Source organism: Pseudoalteromonas sp. MMG022 (genome assembly GCF_021654245.1).
Classification (GTDB): Bacteria; Pseudomonadota; Gammaproteobacteria; order Enterobacterales; family Alteromonadaceae; genus Pseudoalteromonas; species Pseudoalteromonas amylolytica.
This window is the reverse complement of record NZ_JAKFZQ010000017.1, coordinates 52233-77239: the sequence shown is the minus strand read 5'-3', so window position 1 is coordinate 77239 and position 25007 is coordinate 52233. Positions and strand designations below refer to the sequence as shown.

The 25007-nt window shown below is 43.8% G+C and carries 17 protein-coding genes; 7 read left to right on the top strand and 10 right to left on the bottom strand.

Annotated elements, in window-relative coordinates; translation table 11 throughout:
- Window positions 1–116: 116 nt before the first annotated feature.
- A complete protein-coding gene (locus tag L1070_RS15120) occupies window positions 117–1775 on the top strand; it encodes a tetratricopeptide repeat protein (protein ID WP_237126163.1) in 1659 nt (552 codons plus the stop codon).
- Window positions 1776–1871: 96 nt separating this feature from the next.
- Here L1070_RS15120 and L1070_RS15115 read toward each other — a convergent pair whose 3' ends face one another.
- Window positions 1872–2228, bottom strand: coding sequence for a RidA family protein (locus L1070_RS15115; RefSeq protein ID WP_237126162.1), 357 nt, complete (start codon window positions 2226–2228; stop codon window positions 1872–1874).
- Between the two features lie 354 nt (window positions 2229–2582).
- On the opposite strand from L1070_RS15115, the gene L1070_RS15110 reads away from it, so the two are divergent.
- Complete coding sequence (locus L1070_RS15110; protein WP_237126161.1) at window positions 2583–4832, top strand: cytochrome c peroxidase; 2250 nt, start codon at window positions 2583–2585, stop codon at window positions 4830–4832.
- A gap of 81 nt (window positions 4833–4913) precedes the next feature.
- Here the strand turns inward: L1070_RS15110 and L1070_RS15105 are convergent, their stop codons facing one another.
- The 5 genes from L1070_RS15105 to L1070_RS15085 form a co-directional block, all read right to left on the bottom strand.
- On the bottom strand, window positions 4914–6605 hold the full coding sequence (locus L1070_RS15105; protein WP_237126160.1) for a hemolysin D: 1692 nt from the start codon (window positions 6603–6605) through the stop codon (window positions 4914–4916).
- A 189-nt stretch (window positions 6606–6794) separates the two neighbouring features.
- Window positions 6795–7982, bottom strand: coding sequence for a heparan-alpha-glucosaminide N-acetyltransferase domain-containing protein (locus L1070_RS15100; RefSeq protein WP_237126159.1), 1188 nt, complete (start codon window positions 7980–7982; stop codon window positions 6795–6797).
- A 182-nt stretch (window positions 7983–8164) separates the two neighbouring features.
- Window positions 8165–9433 (bottom strand): amidohydrolase family protein, encoded by a 1269-nt coding sequence (locus L1070_RS15095; RefSeq protein ID WP_237126158.1) that lies wholly within the window; start codon window positions 9431–9433, stop codon window positions 8165–8167.
- A 95-nt stretch (window positions 9434–9528) separates the two neighbouring features.
- Window positions 9529–10143: a 1-acyl-sn-glycerol-3-phosphate acyltransferase gene (locus L1070_RS15090; RefSeq protein WP_237126157.1), complete on the bottom strand. Its 615-nt coding sequence runs from the start codon at window positions 10141–10143 to the stop codon at window positions 9529–9531.
- A gap of 29 nt (window positions 10144–10172) precedes the next feature.
- Entirely contained in the window at window positions 10173–10424 is a 252-nt protein-coding gene (locus L1070_RS15085) for a helix-turn-helix domain-containing protein (RefSeq protein WP_070985640.1), read from the bottom strand.
- Between the two features lie 259 nt (window positions 10425–10683).
- Here L1070_RS15085 and L1070_RS15080 point away from each other — a divergent pair, with 259 nt between their 5' ends.
- Complete coding sequence (locus tag L1070_RS15080) at window positions 10684–11409, top strand: XRE family transcriptional regulator (RefSeq protein ID WP_237126156.1); 726 nt, start codon at window positions 10684–10686, stop codon at window positions 11407–11409.
- 44 nt (window positions 11410–11453) lie between these two features.
- Here the strand turns inward: L1070_RS15080 and L1070_RS15075 are convergent, their stop codons facing one another.
- Window positions 11454–12599 (bottom strand): S8 family serine peptidase, encoded by a 1146-nt coding sequence (locus L1070_RS15075; protein WP_237126155.1) that lies wholly within the window; start codon window positions 12597–12599, stop codon window positions 11454–11456.
- A gap of 475 nt (window positions 12600–13074) precedes the next feature.
- On the opposite strand from L1070_RS15075, the gene L1070_RS15070 reads away from it, so the two are divergent.
- The gene (locus L1070_RS15070) at window positions 13075–14385 is read left to right on the top strand and encodes an amidohydrolase (protein WP_237126154.1); all 1311 of its coding nucleotides are present in this window, start codon (window positions 13075–13077) and stop codon (window positions 14383–14385) included.
- On the opposite strand, the gene rluA is transcribed toward L1070_RS15070, so the two are convergent.
- Window positions 14382–15035, bottom strand: coding sequence for a bifunctional tRNA pseudouridine(32) synthase/23S rRNA pseudouridine(746) synthase RluA (gene rluA / locus L1070_RS15065; RefSeq protein ID WP_237126153.1), 654 nt, complete (start codon window positions 15033–15035; stop codon window positions 14382–14384). The two genes, L1070_RS15070 and rluA, sit on opposite strands and share 4 nt — an antisense overlap.
- 130 nt (window positions 15036–15165) lie before the next feature.
- A complete protein-coding gene (gene rapA / locus L1070_RS15060; protein WP_237126152.1) occupies window positions 15166–18063 on the bottom strand; it encodes an RNA polymerase-associated protein RapA in 2898 nt (965 codons plus the stop codon).
- A 277-nt stretch (window positions 18064–18340) separates the two neighbouring features.
- Here rapA and L1070_RS15055 point away from each other — a divergent pair, with 277 nt between their 5' ends.
- The 3 genes from L1070_RS15055 (at window position 18341) to L1070_RS15045 (ending at window position 24483) form a co-directional block, all read left to right on the top strand.
- Entirely contained in the window at window positions 18341–19747 is a 1407-nt protein-coding gene (locus L1070_RS15055; RefSeq protein ID WP_237126151.1) for a PhoH family protein, read from the top strand.
- A gap of 113 nt (window positions 19748–19860) precedes the next feature.
- Complete coding sequence (locus L1070_RS15050; RefSeq protein ID WP_237126150.1) at window positions 19861–23580, top strand: ATP-binding protein; 3720 nt, start codon at window positions 19861–19863, stop codon at window positions 23578–23580.
- Window positions 23581–24483, top strand: coding sequence for a diguanylate cyclase (locus tag L1070_RS15045; RefSeq protein WP_237126149.1), 903 nt, complete (start codon window positions 23581–23583; stop codon window positions 24481–24483). It abuts the gene before it with no gap.
- Window positions 24484–24507: 24 nt separating this feature from the next.
- Here the strand turns inward: L1070_RS15045 and L1070_RS15040 are convergent, their stop codons facing one another.
- A complete protein-coding gene (locus L1070_RS15040) occupies window positions 24508–24879 on the bottom strand; it encodes a DUF3192 domain-containing protein (RefSeq protein WP_070985631.1) in 372 nt (123 codons plus the stop codon).
- Window positions 24880–25007: the final 128 nt, after the last annotated feature.

The window sequence follows — 25007 nt, the reverse complement described above, 5'->3', positions numbered from 1 at the left end:
CCCGTTGGTTTGTTGATATTTATGTGATGTTACTGAGCTGGATTATTCATCACAACTGGGTTAGATTGATGCGGTTTTTATCTGCGTTGGCCTGCTAATTTTTATAAGGATGATAGATGCGCGCGATTTTACTCATTTTCTCTGTTTTTAGTCTCCCTTTGTTTGCATTAGCGCATGACGCACCAACGCCGCAATCTGAGCAAGCGTCGTTTTATCAACTTGTGAACATACACGAGAAACTCGCGTCTTTAGACGAGCGAGTGAAACAGCAACAGTTACAAGGTAATGACATTAAAAGTATCGAAGAGGAGCAACTCAATCTTAAAATTAAGCTAGAGCATCTCAATCTTCATATTGCGACGCAGACTAACTTACAAACTCAACAATTGACAGGGTTTGATGATAGGGTATCTGACTTATCATTCTATCTAGCGCTATATGGTGTAATCATTACTTTGCTGGCGTTAGGCTTGGGTTTATCGGCACGCAATAGAGCCATTTATGAGGCCAAGCAACAGGCAAGCATTGCGTCAGAGGCGCATATGCAAGATTGGATAAAGCACAATAAGTCAATGCTTATTGCACAAACAAAAAACGAGTTAGAAAAGGCGAGCTTTGATTTAAAAGATAATGCCGAAAAGCTCGAAGCACAAGCCAAAGAAGCGTTGGATAAGATTCAAACGAAGCATGAACAGAAACTTCAAGAATTAGTTCGTAGGAGTGAACAGGTTCTTAAAGAGTCTAGCCATAAGATGGATACAACCAAAATGAGTGTCAACACTACTCAACCAGAGTTAGCTGCAACAGATTGGTTTGAAGTTGGCTTAGAGGCGATTGAAGCTGGAGACTTCAACAAAGCGCTCGAGGCTTGGGATAAGGTGTTAGAAGCATTGGAAGAAAATGAAGACCTCACTTTGCGGGCTATTACTTTGTTTAATAAAGGGGCAACTTTAAGTGAAGGTGAGCAAGCTGTAGAGGCGATTGCTGTTTATCAGCACTTTATTTCAGCATTCAAAGACTCACAAATAACCCTTGTTAAAGAGCATGTGGCAAAAGCCATGTTGAATTTGGGGGTTGAGTATTACGATATGGGCAGATTTGAGGAGTCGGTTAATACGTACAACAAATTGATTGAGCGTTTCTCTGATACCCCTGACAATCTGTTTCAAGAGCAGACTGCAAAAGCGATGCTTAACAAAGTAAATTCGTTGAGACAGTTAGGCAAACTGGACGAGGCGCTGACATTGTTAGATTCGATTGTTGATAAATGTGTTTTAAATCAGGGTGACATATTTCATTTAGCTATTGCGACAGCTTATACGACCAAAGGTATGATTTATGGTGAATTAGGGCACTATGAACGCGCAATGAGTTTATACGAGTATGTGGTGAAACGATTCGAGACATCTCAGAGCAAAGAGCTTATAAGACAGGTTGATATTGCTCTGACCAATAGTGCTGAGCTTGCATTGTTGTGTGAATCAAGTAAACAAGCACTGAAACGAGTGCAGCATGCACTCGCTAATATAAATGACCCTGAGCTAACTTCGGTGATGCAATTTATACGATTCTTGTTGGATGACTGCGAAATTGGTGTGGTGTTGAACGCGATAGCTGCCATACCCAAAGACGCAAAAATCAGTTGGCAATTTAGTGAACTCAAAGATTACCTAAAACAATTTGAAGGTGACAAGCAACAACATATTCAAGCAATATTGGCATTTTTTGAACAGCATCAAGATGTTGACAAGCTAAAAGCAGAGTTAGGCAAGTAGCATAGGGTGCTTGTCAGCTTTGTTGCTAAGAGTGAGTCACATTCGTAAGTAAATAGTGAATCACTCTCAGAACACAGGCCATCATGTATGTAGGTGCTAACTTTCTTTAACGGCTGCGACCACGGAAACTTCTACCAATAACTCTGGACGAGCCATTGCGGCTTGTACACAGGCTCTTGCGGGGGCGTGACCTTCAGGCACCCATGCATCCCACACGGCGTTCATTTTCGCAAAATACTGCATATCGCTGATATATACCGTAGCGCTGAGTAGGTGATATTTATCGCTGTTCGCTTGTGCGAGTAAATCATCAACCTTAGCAAGCATGGTTTGAGTTTGTTCGGTGATGTCTTTACTGGCGTCTTCACATACTTGCCCACATAAATAGACGGTGTTGTTATGTGTAACAATGCGGCTCATGCGTTGGTTGGTATGCTGTCTTGTAATCGTCATAAATGCTCCTTGGAAAACCCATAGTTTACACAAGCCATTTTTGCCCTGGGTAGCATTTTATTAAAGTGAACGTAGGTTGTTTAGTTATAAGTCATGATTTTTGGATGTTGGAACGTGTAAATTACCACCTTGCAAAGTTAACCATGTGTTAACCTTACTCGTAACTCACGCGTAAGCCACAGCTATTTATCACGATGTTTTATATGGTTATTTACGTATTTTTCTGTTAAGTTATTGAAATTTATGTTTTTATAATTTAATTTCATTGATTTGTGTTTAGTATTTTGCAAATGTAAATTTTTTGGGTTAGTTTTCGCTTTTGAGATGATTCTCAAACTAGCAAAGGAAACTAACATGATAACAATGAGAAGACGGATTACTCTACTGGTCAGTCTGTGCATCGTCGCCAGCAAGGTGGTTGCCAGTGACGTACTTCCATCCGCAGAACCGGATTTAGATGCCAAACTTGCGCAGTTGATAGCGCAGCATGAACTGACCGGAGATTTAACCAGCGGCGCAAATATTCCTGCCGTGGATGACCCCGAAGTAAAGCTTGGAAAGCTACTGTTTTTTAGCAAAGCGCTCAGCGGTAATAAAGACGTTGCTTGTGCGAGCTGCCATCACCCCTATTTAGGTGGAGGAGATGGTTTAGCCTTACCAATTGGTACGCTGGCAAAAGATGAAGATGTACTGGGGCCGGGCAGAGAAACACTGACTGGCAACCTATACGTACCAAGAAACTCACCTACCATTTTTAACGCTTGGACTGAAAAGCGTAGTTTGTTTCGCGATGCGCGTGTTGAATTTTTGGATTGGCTAAATCCAGAACGTGGGATCAGTACACCCGATGTTCCCTATGAACAGGCTGATCCAAACGCAGGAGACAGTCTGTTGCAAGCACAGGCGCGTTTTCCTGTCGTTACCGCGTCCGAGATGCGTGGTTTTGACTTTATGCAGGGGCAGTCCAACGAAGCGGTACGAGCACATTTAGCCGCAAGAATTGGCGACTATGGCAGTGGCCAGGGGGAGTTATTTAAAAATAACTGGCGAGCACACTTTGAGAAAGTCTATGGTGACAGCGCCTCATCTGGTGAGGAAGTGGTCACTTTTAAAAATATCAGCAAAGCCATCGCAGCATATCAGCGGTCCATGAATTTTACCGATAACCCATGGTTTGCTTACATCCGAGGGGATAAATCAGCCATCACCGAATCGCAAAAACGTGGCGCATATTTATATTTATACCTGCCGCCGCCGCCATCAGATGGCGGTGAACCGCCAATGGATACGCCCACGCAGTGTATTGGTTGCCATAACACCGATAGCTTTACGCAAACCAAGGTATCCAATTACCACAGGTTGGCGTTTCCTCAAATTGGTCCAGGTACGGGGGCGGGTGATACCACAACCAATGATCTAGGCCGAATGCATCGTAACAATAGCGAGGCTGATATTTTTAGCTTTCGTTCGGGCACTTTGTTGAACATTGAAGTAACAGGTCCTTACGGTCACGCGGGGAACTATGACACGCTAGAAGAGGTGATGGATCATTACAACGATTATCGCGCCACATTGCGTAATTACTTCGACAATAAAGTGTGGTGTCAGCAGGCGCAATTTAAACACCGAGCGGATTGTGAATCTTTGTTTGTTGATGCTGAAATAAATACCGAAGAAGCGGCCAAAATCGTAGATTTTGAAATTGCTGACGGTGCGCCAGTGCTCGTGCCTCTTGGGCTCAATGAACAAGAACTCACTGATATGGTCAACTTTATGAAAGCATTAACAGACCCCTGTGTAAAGGATGCTGCCTGTTTGCAAGCTTGGTTTCCGCAACCTCATGAAGGGGACCCAGATGGTTTACAACTGCGTGCCAAAAATGAGTTGGGCGTACCGCTATATTTGCCAGCTAACTGTCGAGAAGGAGATACGGCAAGCTCAGGAGATATATTGAAGCTTGATCAAGCCGAGTGTGTCAGTGGTCAAATGCAGTATTTTAAAGTGCAAGTAGAGCATGACAATACCACGTTGTATTTAAGTACTCGCGGCGCACAAAGCACTACACGTTTGCTCTACAACCCAAGACAATGGGCGACACCAAGTAATGCCATGGTGCGCTCAAAAGTCGTGAGTACCGAGCAAGTGTTGGCAGTGACTGTTAATAGGGGCACTCACTATGTCTCTATTGTCGACTCTAAACCCTATCAATCAGTGATGCTGGCAGCAAGCTATGAAAGTGCACTTAGAGAAGGTGCGAAAAAGCCAAAAGAGCTGCTCGATACATGTCAATCTATGCCACCACTAAATCATGGCCAATTATTTGATAAGCAGGCGGTGTGTGTGGGCGCAGGAGACAGCCACTTTTACATCAAGATTACTGAACCAGATAGTCAAATAGAGATCCGCACTCAGCATGGCTTGGGTAACACAGATTTATATGTTGGACAGTTTTGGTCAAGTCGCAGTTTCTATGACTTTTCGTCGCAGCGCTTCGGTAGTGATGAATATCTCAGACTAGATGGTCTCCAGCTCGGTTGGTACTTTGTATCAACGCTGGGTGAGGGAGCCAATCATGGCACCACAATTGAGGTAGATATAAAATAACCCTGCTGTAACGCTCGGTACTAAAGCAAAAAGGCAATGACAGGCGCTAAGCCTGACATTGCCTTGATTTGCGTTTACTTACTATTGGTTTAGGATCCATTTTGCTGAACTATGATGTGGTTCGCCATCACGGTTGAGATGTATGCTGTTATCGCTACTGTCTAGCCAGAAATACTGTTGCCAGTAGGTGTTTTTAATATTCCAAACCCCGTCTTGATAAATAAATTGATAAGCGGATTGGCGTGGTGAATCAACCAATTTTGCATAGCCAGATGAGGTTGCGCTGTAGCTAAAGAATAGCTCTGGGTTTTGCTTGCTTCGTAAATAAAACGCGCCGTCGGGTGTGGGGACTTTAATAAACTCAGTGGCAGTGCCAGCCGTGGCTACCAATCTGGCGTCATTGGTGAGATCCTCTTGTGTGTGAACAGGTTGACCGTTTAGCGCCGATTGAAAACTGATAGTTTCACCTTTGTCGGCGGCGTGCTGTGTTGCTTGCCAGTCACTAGGTGGGGTTTGCCAGGTGAGAGATTTCCAGCGCCAATTGTAAGGCATATCCATGTGTGGGTCGTAGAGATCTTCATAACCCGGCTGTGCCTCAATGTTATACAAGCATTGGCGACGCTCGGCATCAAGTTGCGCAACACGCGCTGATTGGCTGCTGGTGCCAACATTTAGCTCAAGCATACACTCTTCAAGCGTTTTACCTGGACCCGTTTCGTTCGGTGCAAGTACATAGGTGTGATCGCGCCGTTGCTGGTCATCATACCAGCTGAGCATGGCTTGTTCGTCAAATGAGAGCCAGTTATCCACCAATGTTTGCGCTTCCAATCGAGCGGCTTGTTCTCTTTGTTCTGGGTGTACTGCCATAGTGCGAATAAACGCAGCCCATAGATCTTTACTGGCCTCAAGGGCAACCAGTGCCACAGGTTTCATGCTGCTGACTTTGTAGCTACTCCAACCGGAGTCTAAGCGGGTATCTTCATGCCAGATCACATCACCACTGCTGAAATTCACGACATCCTTAGTGTCGTGGCTATGCTGCTCGGCTCCTTCTGAGCACAAGTAAGCTTTGACTTGCCATACTTTTTCGAAGTTATCTTGCGGTAGCCTCACGGTATGTTCAGGGCTAAATGAGTCTTGGAAAAGATGAACTGCGCGGCCGAATAAAAAGTAGTTATGATCGACTTCAACTCGTGCGGAGTAACCGCCACCATCCCACACTTTAATGCGCTTTTGCTGTGCCATTGCAGCGTCAATAAAGTGTTGAATAAAGCGTTGCTGACCACGGCGGGCTGCGTCGACACCACCTTGACCCGCAACATCATCATAACGGCGCATAAAGTGATCTTGTTGCAAATCCGCAGGTTCTTGAGAGATTGCGCTGAAGCAATTTGGACCTGTGGGATCAATACTGGCGTTAGATACATTGAATCCAGCAATATCCACCCAACGTTCACCCACTATTGCAGCGTACACATTATCAAAGCGAGGTTGATAATTGCTATTGTCATTGGTGTTTGCACTGATCTTTGATATTTCACTGTAGGCACTACTGAGGTCGGTATTTTTTGCCAGTCCATACTGCCAAGTTGGTCGAGGATCGTTAGGGTCGGGGCTAATAACATGCTCTGCATCTAGCAATTCCAAGGCGGCAGTACGTGTTAGCCACTCATGGCCCATTGGCATAATGCCACCCCCACCGAGTTGCGTAAATGCAATACTGTTGGCTGACATCGTTAGGGCCATAAGGAGGCTAAGGTTGGTTTTTTTCATTGTGTTTCCCGTGTTATTCGTAATTTTTTATTAGTAAACATCAACTTGAGTGTTTACCTTAGAAACACTAAATGAATTTATTTTACATTACAAATATTTTACGAAAGTAATTAAAAATTCACCTTTGTCCCTCAAAGTGCATTTTTGTCCTTTTTATGGGACTAAAATTGCACACATCTCGATGTGAACTTACAAATAACTTAACACTGGGTTGCTAGAGCGATTTTTGAGGTTGGCATAGTGCTTACAAGGATAATAAAGGGCCCAAAGTAATAATAGCCAGACACAATAGGTTAACCATAAACTAGGCGCATAGTTAGGTGGTAACTTATTAAAAGCAAAAAACATATTGATGGGTTCACCAAATTTAAACCAAGTGTAGAGATGTGCAGCACCATTGATAATAGGCACATGGATCACGTAGAAAAACAGCGGTACAGCACCAAATACCTTAAGCCAGCTGAGGTAGCTGTATAGGTTGTCGTTGCTGTTGAGTTTTTCTAATTGTGCCAACAGGATGAGGCCTGGCCCTATCGTCATCAAAGTATATTGCAAAGAGGGTGGATATTTATGTGTGTTTAGAAATGATAAAATTGAGGTGATGGTGTTTTGCTGTGCAACAAAGTTTTGTGGATCACCATAAATGCCTGTGGCTCTGAGCAGGATAAAACTCATGATAAGCCCTAATCCTAAATTGGTCAGATATGGAATACGTGTCTGTGGCGACCAAGTATACACCTGACCCACCACATACCCCAATGCCATGATGCTAAACCAAGGGATTAATGGGTAGGCGATAAAGGTACTAATGCCTAAGCTCTTGAGGGTAATAGCTCCTTGCACATGTAACATTTGCCATAGCCACGCAAAAGAGCCTAACGCTCCCATTATCGCCGTATCATTAACAGCATTATGTAACAGCAAAAAGGGCAGTGTTAGCAGGAGTATCCACTTTGTACTCATATTGATAAGCAACGAAAGTAATACCATTGAGCAACCAATAACCCAGATCACCTGTAGCACTATGGTGTTGTAACTGACTTGCCAACTGGGTGTGATAAGCGCAATCTCCAGGATAATAAGCCACACGCCACGGGTAAATAAAAAGTGCCGTAGTTGTTTAGCATCTTGTACTTTTTGAGCATATAAAAAGGCGCTAACACCCGTTAGAAAAACAAACAACGGTGCACAAAAATGCGTGATCCAGCGGGTGAAAAACCATGCCCAATTGCTAAATTCCAGATCGGTAGGGGAAAATGGAGTCACACCCCAATAGTTTCTGGTGTGATCCAATGCCATCAAAATGATGATTAAGCCACGTAACAAATCGATGGATGATAATCTAGATGATGGCTCGTTATGTGTCGTTTGTTCCATTTTTTGTCTACCCCTGTTGAAGTCCTTTTTTACTTTTATCAGCCAATGTTTAGGCACGGCATAAATACAAGGGTAGAGTAAATTTACTTTTTGTAAAATAATTGTAAAAATGAACGGCTGTATTTTTGGAAAGTTCGGCGTGTGGTTTTTCTGAGCCTGCTATAGAGCAGGCTCTACGGTATTTACTGCTTATAGATTTGACCATCTTTCATGACAAAACTGACATTTTCCAGCGCTGTAATATCATGCAAAGGATCGCCATCAAGGGCGATAATATCGGCAAGATAGCCCTCTGAGATCTTTCCTAAATCTGGTTGCTTGAGTAGTGCTGCGCTATTAACGGTAGCAGCTTGAATCGCCTGTAATGGGGTCATCCCAAACTGCACCATGCGCGAGAACTGTTTACCATTGTCTCCATGTGGGTAAATTGCAGCATCGGAGCCAAATACCATATTTAGTCCGGCTTTTACTGCGCGGCGAAAACTCTCTCGCTGGGCTTTTGAAACTAACTTCTCTTTGTTGATATTCTCTTCGGGTACCCCATTGGCTTCGCCAAAGGCTAAAGTGTACTCGGTGTTATAAATGTCACAGGATAAATAAGTACCGTGCTGTTTTGCCAAGGAGATAGCTTCGTCATCCATGAAACTACAATGCTCTATACTATCTATCCCCGCGCGAATGGCTGCTTTAATACCATTGGTACCGTGGGCATGGGCCGCAATAACTAAGCCGCGCAAATGCGCTTCTTCAGCAGCTGCTTGCAATTCTTGTTCTGAAAACTGTTGAACGCCAACTTTAGTACCTTTAGAGAACACACCGCCTGTCGCGCATATTTTGATGGTGTTCGCACCATATTTGATATTCTCTCTCACTTTAGCGCGCACCGCCCAAGGTCCATCGGCGACGCCCGCCGCGACTGACTTTTTCTCCGGTGCGCTAAAGTTATCATCACAATGGCCACCAGTGATTGAAATAGCATTGCCAGCGCTGTAAATTCTTGGGCCAATCACTTCTTGTGCATTGATGGCATCTCGAACAGCAATAACGCTATAGCCGGGTGAACCAAGATTACGTATTGTTGTAAAGCCAGCTAACAGTGTTGTTTGGGCATTTTTTACCGCTTTAACGGTTTTTCTTGGAATTGAATAGTTTTGTGCAGCTAAGAAGTTATCTGACGGATCCCCGGTTAAATGTACGTGCATGTCCATTAACCCCGGTAGCAAGGTTTTATCTTTTAGCGTGATAACTTTTGCATCACTTGGAATTGGTAACTCACCTTGTTTAGCAATTTTTACGATGCGATTGTCTTCAATCAATAAGCTAGGGTTACTGATGCGCTCACCTGAATCCACATCGATGTAGGCTTTTGCATTAAGCACTGTGGTGTCTGCAAAAGCTTGCCCGCAAACTAAAGCAAGCGTGTAAATAGAACTAGATAAAGCTTTTTTCATATCATTTTTATTATTTGTGTTTGGTTTGTCCAGTATAGGCAACGTAATGTTCGCTGCGAATATATTGCGACAAAATATGCTGACTGTGCGTCGAATTAATCTCCAGAGACTTGCTGTGGGTATTTAGCCATTTCTTTGTCAAAAAGCTTGCAAAACCGTTGTAGTTCTTGCTCTATGTCACCTTGAATATGCTGTGCGGGCATAATGACAAATTCTTTGTTGCGATAATCCAGCGCCATGGGCACAACGGGTACGTTGGCTGATTTGGCGATATGTAAAAAACCGGTTTTCCATTTGGCGGTTTTCTTACGCGTGCCTTCTGGGGCAATGCCAAGAATTAAGGCTTCAGAGCGGTTAAATACGTCGGTAATTTGTGCAACCATACCGTGAGCTTGGCTTCGTTCTACTGCAATACCACCCATTTTCTTTAGCAACCAACCGATTGGCCCGACAAAAATACTGTGTTTTCCTAAAAACTTGATTTCAATGCCAAGGCTGAGCTTTACCGAAATAGCTACGAAGAAATCCCAGTTGGATGTGTGAGGCGCGACCGCCGCCACAAATTTACCAGACTGTGGAAACTCACCAGTGATACGCCAGCCCAACATGCGCAGCATGACAGTGCCAAATGTACGGAAGAACCTCCCAGAGGTACGAGGAAGCTGCTTGGGTACGTCAATCAGGCGATTGGTCTCTATTTTTTTTATCATTTCATTATCTTTATTATTTGTTATTGGGCTTATTCATCAGTGTGGATCATACCTAAAATCACATGTGCTACATCGAGAGAATAAACATCTTCTAGCAATCCTATCACGTCGTTCCAGCGAGGGTTATATTCGTTGTTCTCCCAGCGCCTGAGTGTTCGCTCTTCAATGCCATAACTGGCTGCTGATTCGGCTTGAGTAAAGCCTCGGCATTTGCGGGCAAACTTTAAAATATCAGCCCCTTTGGGCGTACGATTGGCTTGAATGTTAATCTGTGAAAGCATAATGTATAAATTCCTTCATTTATTACGCAAAAATACTAATGTCCAGTGAAATGCTTCATAAATTGATGTATAATGCAGCACTAAATACGCATAGATTGAAATTGACAGGGAATTCCCAAAGGTTGTTGTGCGTATTTTTTTAAATTCTAGATCTAAAAATTACGCATTTCAATGGTTTTTTAGCGGTTACGTCACTTTTTATTTGAACTGTGTCAAGAAACGCGTATTTTTTACTCTTAATAAATAAGGGAAATCATATATGTATGAAAATTATAGCGATAACGCGGTGACTGAGGAGGGAGGGGGGGCGTCATTCTCTGCGCGTGTAGAGCAAGCCATTAAGCCAGACAGTATTCGTAACTTTGCGTCAAAAATAGGTGTTTCAGAGGGCACGCTGCGTAGAATTTTAAAAGGTGAAGATCCAAAACTGAGTGTTATTGAGCGAATTGCTAAACAAGCAGGCGTGGATTTTATGTGGTTGGTAAAGGGGGTTGGTGAGGCGTCAAGCAAATCCGATACATCACCTTTATTGAGCCAACGCGTTGTTAGTGTTGATGAATTCGAAGAAGAGTTTATTCTGGTGCCAGGCTATCACATCTCTGTAAGTACAGGTCACGGTGCTTTTAATGGGGCTGCGCGTATTGAGCGTCATTTAGCTTTTAGAAAAAAGTGGGTTGATTATAAAGGCTTGGATAAAAGCCAGTTGGCTGTTGTGTTTGCCAAAGGTGACTCTATGGAGCCGACGATTCACAATAACAATACTATTTTGGTTGACTTGTCGGATAAAAAGCTAAGTGAAGGGCTAATTTATGTGGTACGACTTGGCGAAGAGCTTTACGCTAAACGGTTACAACAGTATTTGGATGGCTCGGTCCGGCTCATCAGCGATAATAAGGAATATGTAGATCAACACGTGCAACCTCATGAACTCGAACAATTAGAGATCATAGGTAAAGTTGTTTGGATTGGCAAAGACTTAGCCTAAAAAACGGCGCGCTAAATTAAGCGCGCCGTTTTGTTACTGGGAAATTACAAATGAACGATGCTGTCAGCGTTACCATCTGGATCGTTGGTCGCTTTACCATCTACGCTTGGGTTACCGTTGCTCATCATAATAACAGCGCACGCTGCAGGCGATGCCATTGACGTACCAGACATCGTTGTTGTGCCACCACCTTTACGAGTAGATAGGATGCTAACACCTGGTGCTGCATAATCTACCGGTGGGTTACCATAGTTAGAGAAGCTTGCGAAACGGTCGTTTGAATCTGTAGCAGAGATAGTATAAACACGGTTATGTGATGCACTAGCCGGTGAAACGTTACCAGCGTGCTGGCTTTCATTACCTGCCGCAACAACAAAGAAAGCGCCTGATTGCTGTGCAGCATTTTCAACTGCATCATTTAGCTCTTGGTTAAAACCACCACCAAGGCTCATATTTGCACAATCGCCAGAGCTTGCGTTTGCTGCAACGTGGTCAATACCCGCTAGTACGCCAGACCAGCTACCAGAGCCGCGCGCATCTAATACTTTAACTGGGATAACAGTCGCGCCAGCTGCAACACCTACTACGTCAATACCGTTGTCGAGTGCCCCGATAGTACCTGCTACGTGAGTACCGTGACCGTTGCCATCATCAACGCCTGCGTTTCTGCCTTTTGTGAATGCAGAAAAGCCTCTGTTTGCGTCAACATTTAGATCGGCATGGTCAAGATCGATACCAGTATCGATAACCCAAGCTGTGTACTGGCTACCATCTACTGGACCACCTACACGCGTTACACTCCAAGGTGTTTGTTGTGCGGCACTGGTATTTACATCTGGCTTACCTTGTACCTTAGCTGGGCTTGCGTGTACTACGCCATCAGGAGTGAAACGCATAATGTCAGTGTTACCTGAAAATGCTGCTTTAGCTTTTTCACAGCTCATGTTCACAGCCATACCTTTGATACTGTTTTTATAGATATGCTTTGCTTGAGCATTTGCTTTAGCAACCATGCCGCGAGCTTTGCCTTCAACATCAAACTTTGATACGCCATCGTTAAAACGCACGATACAGGTGTTAGCAATTTCCATATCGGCTGCCGCACCTTGATAGCTTGGTTCTTGAGCTAACGTGCTAGTGCTGGTAATGGCGAAGGCGATAGACAAAGTAAGAAGAGATTTTTTCATCATGTTGTTCCTATTTATAATTATTAGATTGTTAACCTTTACTTAAAGGTTGTTACAAAGTTAGCCATTATTTAACAGTTGTCAAAGGCGAAATGGTAAAAAAATTTATATTTCCTTTTGTGGGTGCATAAATGATTTTTCTTATCGTTAAAAAGGCGATTTTGTTCGGTTTTTGTTATCCACTGTGTATTTTATATGCTTATTTATAATAAATGAGCGTCTGGAAGTTTGAATGTATAGGAGTGTAATCATTGTTTTTTTTAGTACATTTTGGTTTTATTTTGGGCGCTTGTAGAGTGGTGAAAATTGTAAGATTGGCAACAGGTATTTACTAAATTATAGGTCAGCAATATCAGAACTTTTAATCCAGTTTTCAACCAACTGTAAATGAGCACACATTACGCATGGATAGCTAAATATTGTATAACTAGGTGTTAGTTGCTAATTTGAGGTCTGATTTAAGGAAGTGGGAATAATAATGAAAAAGCTGATCATGTGTTTACCTATGTTGCTTGCAAGCCAGGCCTACGCGCTATCTCTTGCGGACAATGTTAAATCCGATATGTCGTATTTGGAGTCCTTATATTTACACCTGCACCAAAACCCTGAGCTGTCTTATCAAGAAAAAAACACCGCTGCGCGTTTGGCCTCAGAACTAGAGGTGCTTGGCTTTGATGTGACAAAAGGGGTGGGCGGGCATGGTGTAGTTGGCTTGCTTAAAAATGGTGAGGGTCCCACTGTAATGATCCGAGCTGATACCGATGCGCTGCCCATCATTGAACATACGGGCAAAAAATATGCGTCAAAAGTAAAAGTATTAGATAGCAATAATAACGAAGTTGGTGTGATGCATGGCTGTGGGCATGACATTCATATGACCAGTTTTATAGGTGCTGCCAAACAACTTGTGGCGTTGCGTGCCAATTGGCAAGGTACTTTAATGATGGTGGCACAGCCCGCTGAAGAGGTGGGGGCTGGTGCTAAAGCTATGATCAAAGAGGGGCTGTTTAGCCAGTTTGCCAAACCTGATCATGTGTTAGGGCTACACGTTAGTGCCTCAGTACCCGCTGGCAAAGTGGCCATCGCGCCGGGTTATGCCTTAGCGAATGTGGATTCGGTTGATATTACCGTTAAAGGTAAAGGTGGTCACGGTGCTTATCCGCACACTACGGTAGATCCAGTGGTCTTGGCCTCGCGCATTGTACTGGCCTTGCAAACGATTACCAGTCGCGAGATATCACCGCTACAACCTTCGGTTATCACTGTGGGGTCAATTCATGGGGGCTCAAAACACAACATCATCTCGAATGAGGTGAAACTGCAACTGACGCTGCGCTCCTACGACCCTAAAGTAAGAGAGCAGCAAATCGCTACCATAGAGCGTATGACCAAGGGGATTGCTTTGAGTGCAGGGCTGCCAGAGGACATGGCACCGAGAGTGTACGTCAATACAGACGAAACCATTCCCTCTACATACAATGACCCTGACTTAGCGGCCAAAGTAACGGATGCAATTAAACAAGAGCTTGGTGCGGATAATGTCATGAAGTCTGAGCCGGTAATGGCGGGAGAAGACTTTGGCCTATATGGCTTAACCGACGAAAACATCCCAATCACTATTTTCTGGCTGGGTGGAGTAGAACCTGAGCTTTATCAAAAAGCACAGAAAAATGGCGATACGCTACCTTCATTGCACTCAAGTCAATTCGCTCCAGACTATCCGCTGACTATAAAAACGGGCGTCAGAGCAATGACGGCAAGTGCATTAGGGTTGTTTAATCAGCACTAAAATGGCGCAGGGGCGTTAAAGGTCATCATTTGGCCCGTATCAGGATGACAAATCTGTAGCATCTCGGCATGTAACTGCAAACGAGGTGCTGCAGCCAGCGCCTCGTCTTTGGCATAAAGTCTATCGCCCAATATCACATGGCCAAGTGACAGCATATGTACGCGCAATTGATGTGAGCGACCAGTGATGGGGGTTAATTTCACTCGGGTGGCGTGCTGTTCATAATTGAGTACTTCAAAGTGCGTCAACGAAGGCTTGCCCGTATCGTGACACACCATCTGTTTAGGGCGATTTGGCCAATCACAAATGAGTGGCAAGTCCACCGAGCCGCTTTGCTGCGCTAACTTACCATGGATGCGGGCAATATAGTGTTTATTCGTCAATCTATCTTGAAATTGGATACTTAAAAAGCGATGTGCCGCTTTACTCATTGCCAAACACAGCACTCCCGAAGTTGCCATATCTAAACGGTGCACAATGCGCGCGTTTGGAAATACCGTGTTGACTCTGCTGATTGCGCTGTCTGCATGCTTTGGATCCTTACCCGGCACGGTTAACAAGCCGCTGGGTTTGTTGATCACAAGCATGTGATCATCTTGATACAAAATTTCTAAATAGGGGTCGCGCGGTGGCGCATAGTTTAACAACACAGGTCTGGCCTTAAATGAAACGAGCGCGACATTTTAACGGGGTTTTTGATAATCGCAAAATATGGTCTCAGCTTTGGTGATAAAAGCATAAAGCAAAGGCCAAGCGTTGCACTTGGCCTATACATTTTTCTTAGTCGTGGGTCACCACGATTAGGCGGATCGCATCAAGCTTAAGTTGAGCTTTGGTGATATGACTAGTCAGCTCGGTACGTTGCTTATCAAATACCGCAATTTCCTCATCACGAATGTTCGGGTTGACGGCTTTGAGCGCCACTAGGCGGCCCTGTTCATCGGCCATGACTTCCTGCATTTTATGTTGCGCTTGAGCCTGAATCACATCCAACTCCTGTGTTGCTATGGTATTGGCTTTGGTGATCAGCGGATGAATTGCGCTTTGTAGCGCGTTTGCTAGTTTACTCGCTGTTTGACGACCTACAGCAGAAAGTTGATTGTTGAAAGCGTCAAACGCAACATTTGCCGCTAAATTGTTGCCTGCTTTGTCCAGTAAGATACGAACCGGCGTTGGCGGTAAGAATCGACCCAGCTGTAGAGCTTTTGGCGCGGAAGCTTCGGCGATAAAGATTAACTCCACGAAGAAAGTGCCCACGGGGAGCTTTTTGTTTTTCAACAAGGCCACAGAAGCACTACCAAAATCATCATCACAGATCATATCCATGGTGCCCTGTACCATTGGGTGATCCCAACTGATAAAGTGCGCATCTTCTTGTGATAGCGCGGTCGCACGGTCAAAGGTCACGGTTATTCCGTCATCTCTCAAGCAAGGGAACGATGGGTTTAACATGTGTTCCGTCGGCTTAAGGATAATGGTATTTTCACCTTTATCTTCTTGGTTCACACCAAAAATATCAAATGCATTGATCATGTATGCAGGTAGAACAACGTCGTCATCAAGCGCTTCAATATCTTGTACCAAACGTTCTGCTTTACCTTGACCGCTTGAATGTAGCTCTAAAAGTCGGTCACGGCCTTGCTCCATCTGACTGCGCAATACTGCGTTTTTCTTCGCAGCTTGCTCTAGTAGCGGGTCTAGTACATCTTCGTCACAGTTGTGCTCGCCAATTAACTCAAGCAATTCTTCAGAAAACTCTTTGTATAACATCTGGCCCGTAGTACTGGTCGTTTCAAAGGCATCTAAGCCTTCTTGATACCAACGCAATAGCACTTCTTGTGCGGTGTTTTCAAAGTAAGGTACATGAATATTCACATCATATTTTTGACCAATTCTATCTAGGCGGCCGATGCGTTGCTCAAGTAAATCAGGGTTTAGCGGTAAATCAAATAGCACTAGGTGATGCGAGAACTGAAAGTTTCGCCCTTCTGAGCCTATTTCTGAACACAATAACACTTGTGCACTGTCGTATTCATCCGCAAAAAATGCCGCTGCACGGTCACGTTCAACGATTGACATGCCCTCATGGAACACTGCGGCTTTGATTGCTTCGCGTTCGCGCAACACTTGTTCCAGACTGATAGCGGTTTGCGCTTCAGCACAGATCAACAACACCTTTTCATGTTTCAGTGATTTAAGCGTATCGATGAGCCAGTCTACGCGTGGGTCAAATGCCGCCCAACCGCTGCCAGCACCTTCAAACTCTTGAAAGATCTTTTCGGGGAATAATGCTCGCAACGCTGACTTTTCAGCACTTTGTATGCCGCCCATGGTGCCAAGTACCGACATGGCTGTTTTATATTGTTTAGGTAGAGCAACGGGGTAACTGTGTAGCTTACGGCTCGGATAGCCGTCAATCCCACTACGGCTATTACGGAATAAAATTCGGCCTGTGCCATGGCGGTCTAAAAGCATAGAGAGGATCTCTTGTTTAGCCGCTTCATCACCCGCTTGTGCGTTACCCAATATGTCTGAAATGTCAGTTTCTTTAAGCAGTTCAATGATGGTCTGTTGGCCCTTGTCGTCCAGTGCGCCGTCTTGTAATAGTTGGTTAGCGGCATCAGCCACTTCTTTGTATTGGCTTTCTTCTGCTACAAACGCGTCGTAGTCGTAGAATCTATCTGGGTCGAGTAGTTGTAGACGGGCAAAGTGGCTGTAATGCCCAAGTTGGTCCGGTGTTGCTGTTAACAGGATCAAGCCTGGAATATCCTGACTTAATTCAGCGATGCGCTGATATTCGGTACTGGGCTTTTCTTTTGTCACGGTTAGGTGATGGGCTTCGTCAATAACCAGTAAATCCCAGTCAGCAAGCGTTGCTTGTTCAAACCAGCGGCGTTTTTTGGTGATAAATTCAAGGCTGACTAATACTAACTGCTCGGTTTCAAACACATTGGGGGAGTCAGCGAACGCTTCATCACAGCGTTCCTCGTCAAAAATAGAAAAGCGCAGGTTGAAACGACGAAGCATTTCTACCAACCACTGGTGCTGCAGATTCTCAGGTACTACGATGAGCACTCGGTTAGCGCGACCGGTCAAAATTTGCTGATGTAGAATCATACCCGCTTCAATCGTTTTACCTAAACCCACTTCGTCAGACAGTAATACACGTGGCGCAAAGCGTTTACCAACTTCATCCGCAATGTAAAGCTGGTGAGGAATAAGGCTTGCGCGTTGACCCACTACACCTTTAAGGTGTGATTGCTGGCGGTTAAACTGATGTTGCCAAGTTTGGTAGCGCAATGTGTATCGGTCAAAGCGGTCCACTTGACCTGCAAACAACCTGTCTTGTGGTTTGTTAAACTTGATAAAATGATCAAGAAAGGTTTCTTTTAGGATGGTTTTTTCTTCTGTATCGAGACGGATACCGTGATAACACAATAGCTCGCCCTCAAGCTCAACTTTTTCTACTTGTAATTCCCACTCATCAACATGACGAATAACATCTCCGGGATTAAAAATAACGCGGGTGACGGGTGCTTCTTGCATGGCATAAACGCGGTTTTCTCCACTGGCTGGGAACAATATCGTTACTTGGCGGCCTTCCAAAGCCACTATAGTGCCTAATCCTAAATCTGATTCTGTGTCACTGATCCAGCGCTGACCTAAGGAAAAATTCATGTTTGTCTCGTCTTAAGCAGAAAAAAGGCGGCTATGTTACCCGTTCGCTTGCTGTTGTTCAATCTTGTTTATTGTTGCCGAATGTGCATATTCAAAAACCTAAAAAGCGCGGAAACAGAGTACCCAGTACTGCTTAAAAATTGAGCGCTTGATTGTCATGAAACGGACTTTTATGACAAATAGACTAAACTTGGTTTATAGCCTTATGTTTATTGGTATAACCACCAACGAATTTAAAGGGTATAGCATATATCATTGCAAACGACAGGAATGCGCTATGGGAAAAGATCAAGACCTCGACAGAAAAGTGTACGTGCTTGACACCAACGTACTACTCCATGAACCCCTCGCTTATCTTTCCTTTCAAGAACATGACGTAGTCATCCCGATGACCGTACTTGAAGAGCTAGATCATATTAAAGATAGAAAGCGCGATGTAAGTCGTGACGCTAGAGTGGCTATTCGTAGCCTAGACGATGTCCTAAGAGACGCCTCCCCAGAACAAATGCTAGAAGGAGTCCGTTTACCCAGTATCCAATCTGATAAAGAATATGGGCCACTTGCACGTGGTAAGCTAATAATTGTGAACGATCATTTGTTTCCAGACAGCATTTCTGGCTTGCCCGGTAATGAAAATGATCACCGCATTATTAATTGTGCCGTTCGCCTGCAAAAGCAATACAGTGAAAAAAAAGTAGTCTTGGTGACCAAAGACATCAATATGCGCTTAAAGGCTAAAGGGGCGGGTTTAAAGTTTGTTGAAGATTATCGTACCGACCAGTTAATCGACGACATTAAATTACTTAGCACTGGGTTTAAAAAAATTTCAGGCGACTTTTGGCAAAATGTGGGCGATTGCACATCAGAGCAACAGGGGCGCTATACCCTACATCACGTGCCTAAAACTTTACTGCCTGATGTATTTTGTAACGAGTATTTAATTGATGATGGAGAACACTTTGCAGCTCGAGTGGATAGTTTTGACGACGAGCATATTACGTTAAAAGATCTAAGTCGTGAACGTCTCATGCATCAAATGGCTTGGGGGGTAAAACCAAAAAATATTTATCAAGGCATGGCGCTGGATGCGTTGCTTGACCCAGATATTGAGCTTGTGATCCTAACGGGGCCAGCTGGGTGTGGTAAAACGCTATTAGCACTTGCCAGCGCACTGGAAATGATTATCGAAAAAGGTATTTACGACAAAGTCATTGTGACGCGTAATACCCCCGAAATTGCCGAAAGTATAGGTTTTTTACCGGGAACGGAAGAAGAGAAAATGGCACCTTGGTTAGCCGCAATCACTGATACGTTAGAAGTGCTACACAAAAATGATGAAAGCCCAATTTCGAGCAGAAATTACATCATGGAGAAGGCGAACATTCAGTTTAAGTCGGTGAACTTCATGCGTGGCCGCAGTATTCAAAATGCAGTGGTTATCTTGGATGAGAGTCAAAACTTAACGGCCTCGCAATTGAAAACCATTATTACCCGATGTGGGGAGGGGACTAAGTTGATTTGCTCTGGTAATTTAGCACAAATCGACAGTAACTATCTTACCCCTGTCACATCTGGTTTAACCTACTTAGTGGAGCGCTTTAAGCACTTTGAGGGCAGTGCAACGGTGAATTTGAACGGCGTTGTGCGTAGTCGTTTAGCCTCTTTTGCAGAAGAAAACTTATAAAACGATATGCGATGCAGGTGACTATTTTGTGACCTGCATTGACCTATTTTTATAGACATACACCACATTACTGGTAATGTTCCAGCTTAATAATAATTTACTCGCTCGGTTCAATGGACGATAACCAAGAATTTATTCCACTGAAAAAATATCGCAGGGCAGCGCTCACTGGCCTACTGATCTCCATTATTGTGGCCAGCTTCTTATGCTTACATTTATATCACATCAAACTTAACCGAGCATTTAATGAGCACAGAGCTTACTTTGATGCCATAGATACTCAGGTGGTACAAAAAGTCGCTGAAGCGAGCAATGTGATAGACAATATCTTTATTAGCCTAGATCAGCCCCTAGCCTATGAATATGATCAGACAATTCTGCGTGCTATCCAAAAGAGTGACAACTATTACCATAAACTAGACAATGACGCAGGGGAGATAGTCGCTCGCAAAAATGGCAAGCAGCCGGTTACAGTACCGCAAAACTGGCAACAGATTTTGGCGTTAGGGCCGGCGTTTAACACGGCACTGGCATTGGTGCCGCCGCTTGATGCGATAGGTTATGTCAAAGAAGGGCAATTTGCATTTGTACGCAGAAAAGATACTAGTACCAGCCATTTGTTAAGTGCCATGCTCGATGGGGCGTTGGCCCCAGATTTTTCTTTATATAACTTTAGTACCAGTGGGCGCGTTACTATCAAGGGCAGGCATTATTTTAGTATTGCCAAGCAAAGTGGCAGTGCGCGTGGCGAATATGTGGTGCTTGTGTACGACAGTGAAGATGTTGCGACTTGGCTAACAGATATTACCTCAGCCCATGTACAAATTAGCTTGATCAATAAAGACAAGCGCAACTTGCTCAGTGATGAACTGATCCAGTTGAAACCCAAGCATCAAGTCAATCAATTTGAACCTTGGCAAGGTGGTGTGCAGTTATACACTTTACGCTCTCAGTCACCAATTGATTTAGTCTATGAGCAAGATGAGGCCCAGTTTCTCAAACCGGTGTTATTCGAAGTGTTGCTGGAGTTTGGCTTTTTATCGCTTTTTGTGATTGCGACTTACATATTACTTAGTTGGCTAAGTAATCGGATTTTTATCCGCCCAGTGAGCTACTTTGTGAGCTATTTGACGCATCAAGACCATGCGCCTCAGAACACCTTTGATTACGTAGTGCCTGTTGATTGGCAGCCGTGGTTTGCAAAGGTCAAGCAAGTAGTGATGCAAAAACAAAGCTTGTTAGAGCAGCTGCAAGAGCACAACGAAATGCTTGATGAGCAGGTGAAATTACAACAGCGCGCTCTATCACGATCACTGGAAGCCAAGGAGCGACAAGCGGCACTGTTAAATACGGTTTTAGACAGTGTCCCTGATCTGATTTACTTCAATAATATCGATGGCTCTTTCATTGGCTGTAATCGAGCCTTTGAGCAGTTTTTGGGAATAGAAAAGTCACAACTGGTTGGGCGAGAACTTGCTGATGTGACGAATGAATACCCACAATTGCTGACACTTGAGCAGCAAATGCGTGACGAGAGGCGCTCTATCACACAAACGATAGTGCTGGATCACCAAAGTTATATGCTGACGGTGAGTCCGCTGTTGGATATACATCGAGGGTTGCTAGGTAGTTTGGGAGTAGCCAGAGATGTCACTGAGCAACAACAAGCTATGAAAGCACTACAAACATCGGAAGAGAATTTTAAATCAGCGATGGAATATGCCCCCAATGGCGTGATTTTGGTGTCGCTGGATAAAAGCGTACTGGTGATAAACAAAGCAGCAAAACGTTACCTTAGTAGTGAAGACCCCGAGCCAAACGTTCACCTGTCTTCGTTGTTTAATTCTGATAACTACCTAGCGATTTCTCACATTCTTAGCATGTTATTGCAAGACAATAAACATGTTCTTGAGTTGAGCCTGTCGCAAGGGGAGCCACTTTACTGGTTACAACTTAGTGCTTCTTTGGTCTGGGATAAAAACAAAGAGCCAAAGTATTTTGTTTTGCATTTACAAGATATCACCAGTTTAACGCAGGCAAGATTAGACGCTGAACGGGCAACATTGGCGAAAAGCCGATTTATTGCCAATATCAGCCATGAGATCAGAACTCCTTTGAATGTTATTCAAGGCGTTATTGATATCGTCAAAAAACAAGGAGTCAGCGAGCGACAAAGTAATTTGCTCGGTCAGGTTCAGCACGCCTCAGAGCAGTTACTTAGTATGCTTAACAGTATTTTATCTTTTGCTAAAGTGGAAGGGCAGCATCAGGAACTATCTTTTGCACCGTTTTGCATCGCCACCTTAATCAAAGATTGTCAGGATTTAATTTTGCCGCTAAGTGAGCAAAAACAGTTACAGCTAGATCTTAAGGTCGATGAACGCATATGGCCAACTCTGAAAAATGACGAAAACAAGATAAAGCAAGTGCTCCTTAACTTGTTGAACAATGCCGTCAAATATACTCCCACAGGCACCATCACATTGTCCTTAAAGATAGTGAGCGACACCAACTCTGAGCAAAGTATTCGTTTTAGTGTTCAAGACACTGGTGTAGGCATCAAGCAAGAAGATCAACAGCGACTATTTGATGCGTTTACACAGGGGGATGAGTCACCAGCTAGGCGTCATGAGGGAATTGGATTAGGTCTCGCAATTGTAAAACATGAAGTGTCGAAGCTTGGGGGAGAGATTGCGTTAATTAGTGAGCCTGAGCAAGGTAGTGAATTCTATTTTACGTTAACCTTAGATAAAGTACGTAATGAAGTACCTCAACGAGTAATGCATACCCTATGGCTTTGTAGCAGTCGCCGCGTAACTGAGTATATGAATAAACCTTACATAGATGTTGTGCATGAAATGCAAGAGGTGTTTGCCAAACTGGAAGAACAACATTTCGATTGCCTGATTATCAGTGCAAGTGACGACGCACTCACTATTCTTAATTCAAAACATACGGCTTTGAAGTCGCTAAAACATATCGTCATTCCAGAGTCGGTAGCTGTAGCACCGTTACAGCCTTGTCCACAAGTAACATCGCTGAGCGAAGCAATATTTCTGCAAAGTGCATATTGCTTTTTATTCACCCACGGGAGTGAGACTAAGCATCTACAGCTACCCAATAAAAAGGTCTCTGGTAGCCTATGTTTAGTGGTGGATGATAATCATCTCAACCTCAGTATTACAGCCAACATGCTGCAAACGCTAAGTGTGAATGTAGCAATACAGGCCTCAGCTGAGAGTCTACTGGAGGCAGTTACACTTTTGCAACCGGACCTGATTTTAATGGATATTCACATGCCCGAAATTGACGGATATCAAGCGACACAGGAGATACGAACTAAACTACGTAATTTTGGCAAACCAATCATTGCATTAACGGCTAATTCATCGCTGGGAGAAAAAGATCATGCTCTGTCTGTAGGCATGAATGACTATCTGACAAAGCCCTTGTCTCAGGCGAAATTGCTTGAAACCTTACAAATACATCTCAACTGTGAGGGCGTATTCTTTGATCAAGAAATGGGGCTACGGCAGATGATGGGGAATGCGGAATTATTGAACAAAATGCTTGAAAAATTTGCGGCTATGTGTACAGAATATTTACAAAGGATTGATACACTCAATGATGATAACCAGCTTCAGATGCTGGCGCATAATATCAAAGGTGCCGCTGGTGGGATTGGCTTTACCAATTTATCTATGGCTGCGAAATCCCTTGAGTTGCATATTAAAGAAGCCGGTACATTACAACACCTTGATTTTAAAGACGCCTTAAAAGTGCATTTACAACAGGTACGGCAGTTTATATTAATGAGATATAAAGGGGAGTAAATGCATAGCAACGCACAAGTACTGGTTGTTGACAGTGACCCGCTAAACCGAGTTGTACTTGAAAATACCCTCAGCGAAGACTGTCTCGTCGCTTTGCAGGATAATTGCGAGGATGCAATTAACTTTATTGCGTCCCATAAAGTCGATTTAATCATTACAGATATTACCTTGGTCGATGCCCAAGGGGTGCCATTTATTCAAAGGCTAAAAGACCATACGGATACCTATAAAATCCCCGTCATTATTGTATCTTCAAGTAATAGTTATAGTGATGAAGCAAAAGGCTTACAGATGGGAGCCGTGGATTATATTACTAAGCCTTTTAGTCCTTTAATTGTCAGAGCCAGAGTAAGAATACACTTAGTGTTAAAGCAAAAAAGCGATTTATTGGAGGAATTGGCATCAATAGATGGGCTGACGGAGCTGCCAAATCGTCGTTTGTTTGATGAGCACCTAGCGCAACAATGGCAGGCTTGCCATTCGTTGGGTAAGACGCTAGGAATTGTATTAGTCGATATAGACTACTTTAAGGCTTACAACGATGTGTATGGCTACGGTGCTGGGGATGAATGTTTGATCAAAGTTGCCCGCTCTTTGAAAGCAACAGTAGATGCTCAGCAAGGGTTTATTGCTCGCTTCGATGGGGTGCGGTTTGCAGTTGTATTGGCTGGATGCTCGATTGAGCAGGTTGAAGCGTTATCTCATCTGATGCATGACGCAATAGATAAGTTACTACTACCTCATAAGTCTTCCCCCATCTGCGCGCATGTAAGTATTAGCACAGGTATGGTGTTAGTAGAGAAGGAGTTTTCATTTGGGGTGGCGAAATGTTTGCAATACGCTGATAACGCTTTGATGCAAGCTCACGTCAATCAAGAGCGTATGGTGTTGCTTATGAGGTGAGTCATGCTCACCTCATAACGTGGTTTACAGTATTTCTGACATCGCCGCGCTACCAAAACCAATCAACTTGGCATCTTTGAATACCAAAGGAGTACACTCATCTTTGGTCACTTTTCCGTCGGAATGTCTACTGTTAGTGGCAAAATAAAGCACCTGATACACGCTATCGCCCTTTTTGACTAATTCAGTGAAGTCAGGCGTATTGAAGGTATTTAAAACATGTTGGTAGTCGGCACCAATACTTAGCTCTGAGATTTTTTCACGGTTATTTTTTTGTGTTTTTTGCCAGTTGCTGTGCCCAGCCCAATTATGGTCAACTTCACCATCAGATACGGCTACAATACAGCCTGTTAGTAGGGGAGTGGCCAGTGCAGAGATTAAAAGTAATTTTTTCATTTTTTATTTGATCCTTAAAAAGACGTACCTGCATCTAAGCAATTTAATTGCCAACTTTAAAAGTTGTTATATATTAGGGTGTTATGGATTGGCCTGAGAAGTTCTGTGTCAAAAAGGCTAATCATTTT

Coding starts and splice junctions, on each gene's coding strand:
- L1070_RS15120 (WP_237126163.1), top strand. CDS start 117: ATGCGCGCGATTTTACTCATTTTCTCTGTTTTTAGTCTCCCTTTGTTT.
- L1070_RS15115 (WP_237126162.1), bottom strand. CDS start 2,228: ATGACGATTACAAGACAGCATACCAACCAACGCATGAGCCGCATTGTT.
- L1070_RS15110 (WP_237126161.1), top strand. CDS start 2,583: ATGATAACAATGAGAAGACGGATTACTCTACTGGTCAGTCTGTGCATC.
- L1070_RS15105 (WP_237126160.1), bottom strand. CDS start 6,605: ATGAAAAAAACCAACCTTAGCCTCCTTATGGCCCTAACGATGTCAGCC.
- L1070_RS15100 (WP_237126159.1), bottom strand. CDS start 7,982: ATGGAACAAACGACACATAACGAGCCATCATCTAGATTATCATCCATC.
- L1070_RS15095 (WP_237126158.1), bottom strand. CDS start 9,433: ATGAAAAAAGCTTTATCTAGTTCTATTTACACGCTTGCTTTAGTTTGC.
- L1070_RS15090 (WP_237126157.1), bottom strand. CDS start 10,143: ATGATAAAAAAAATAGAGACCAATCGCCTGATTGACGTACCCAAGCAG.
- L1070_RS15085 (WP_070985640.1), bottom strand. CDS start 10,424: ATGCTTTCACAGATTAACATTCAAGCCAATCGTACGCCCAAAGGGGCT.
- L1070_RS15080 (WP_237126156.1), top strand. CDS start 10,684: ATGTATGAAAATTATAGCGATAACGCGGTGACTGAGGAGGGAGGGGGG.
- L1070_RS15075 (WP_237126155.1), bottom strand. CDS start 12,599: ATGATGAAAAAATCTCTTCTTACTTTGTCTATCGCCTTCGCCATTACC.
- L1070_RS15070 (WP_237126154.1), top strand. CDS start 13,075: ATGAAAAAGCTGATCATGTGTTTACCTATGTTGCTTGCAAGCCAGGCC.
- rapA (WP_237126152.1), bottom strand. CDS start 18,063: ATGAATTTTTCCTTAGGTCAGCGCTGGATCAGTGACACAGAATCAGAT.
- L1070_RS15055 (WP_237126151.1), top strand. CDS start 18,341: ATGGGAAAAGATCAAGACCTCGACAGAAAAGTGTACGTGCTTGACACC.
- L1070_RS15050 (WP_237126150.1), top strand. CDS start 19,861: ATGGACGATAACCAAGAATTTATTCCACTGAAAAAATATCGCAGGGCA.
- L1070_RS15045 (WP_237126149.1), top strand. CDS start 23,581: ATGCATAGCAACGCACAAGTACTGGTTGTTGACAGTGACCCGCTAAAC.
- L1070_RS15040 (WP_070985631.1), bottom strand. CDS start 24,879: ATGAAAAAATTACTTTTAATCTCTGCACTGGCCACTCCCCTACTAACA.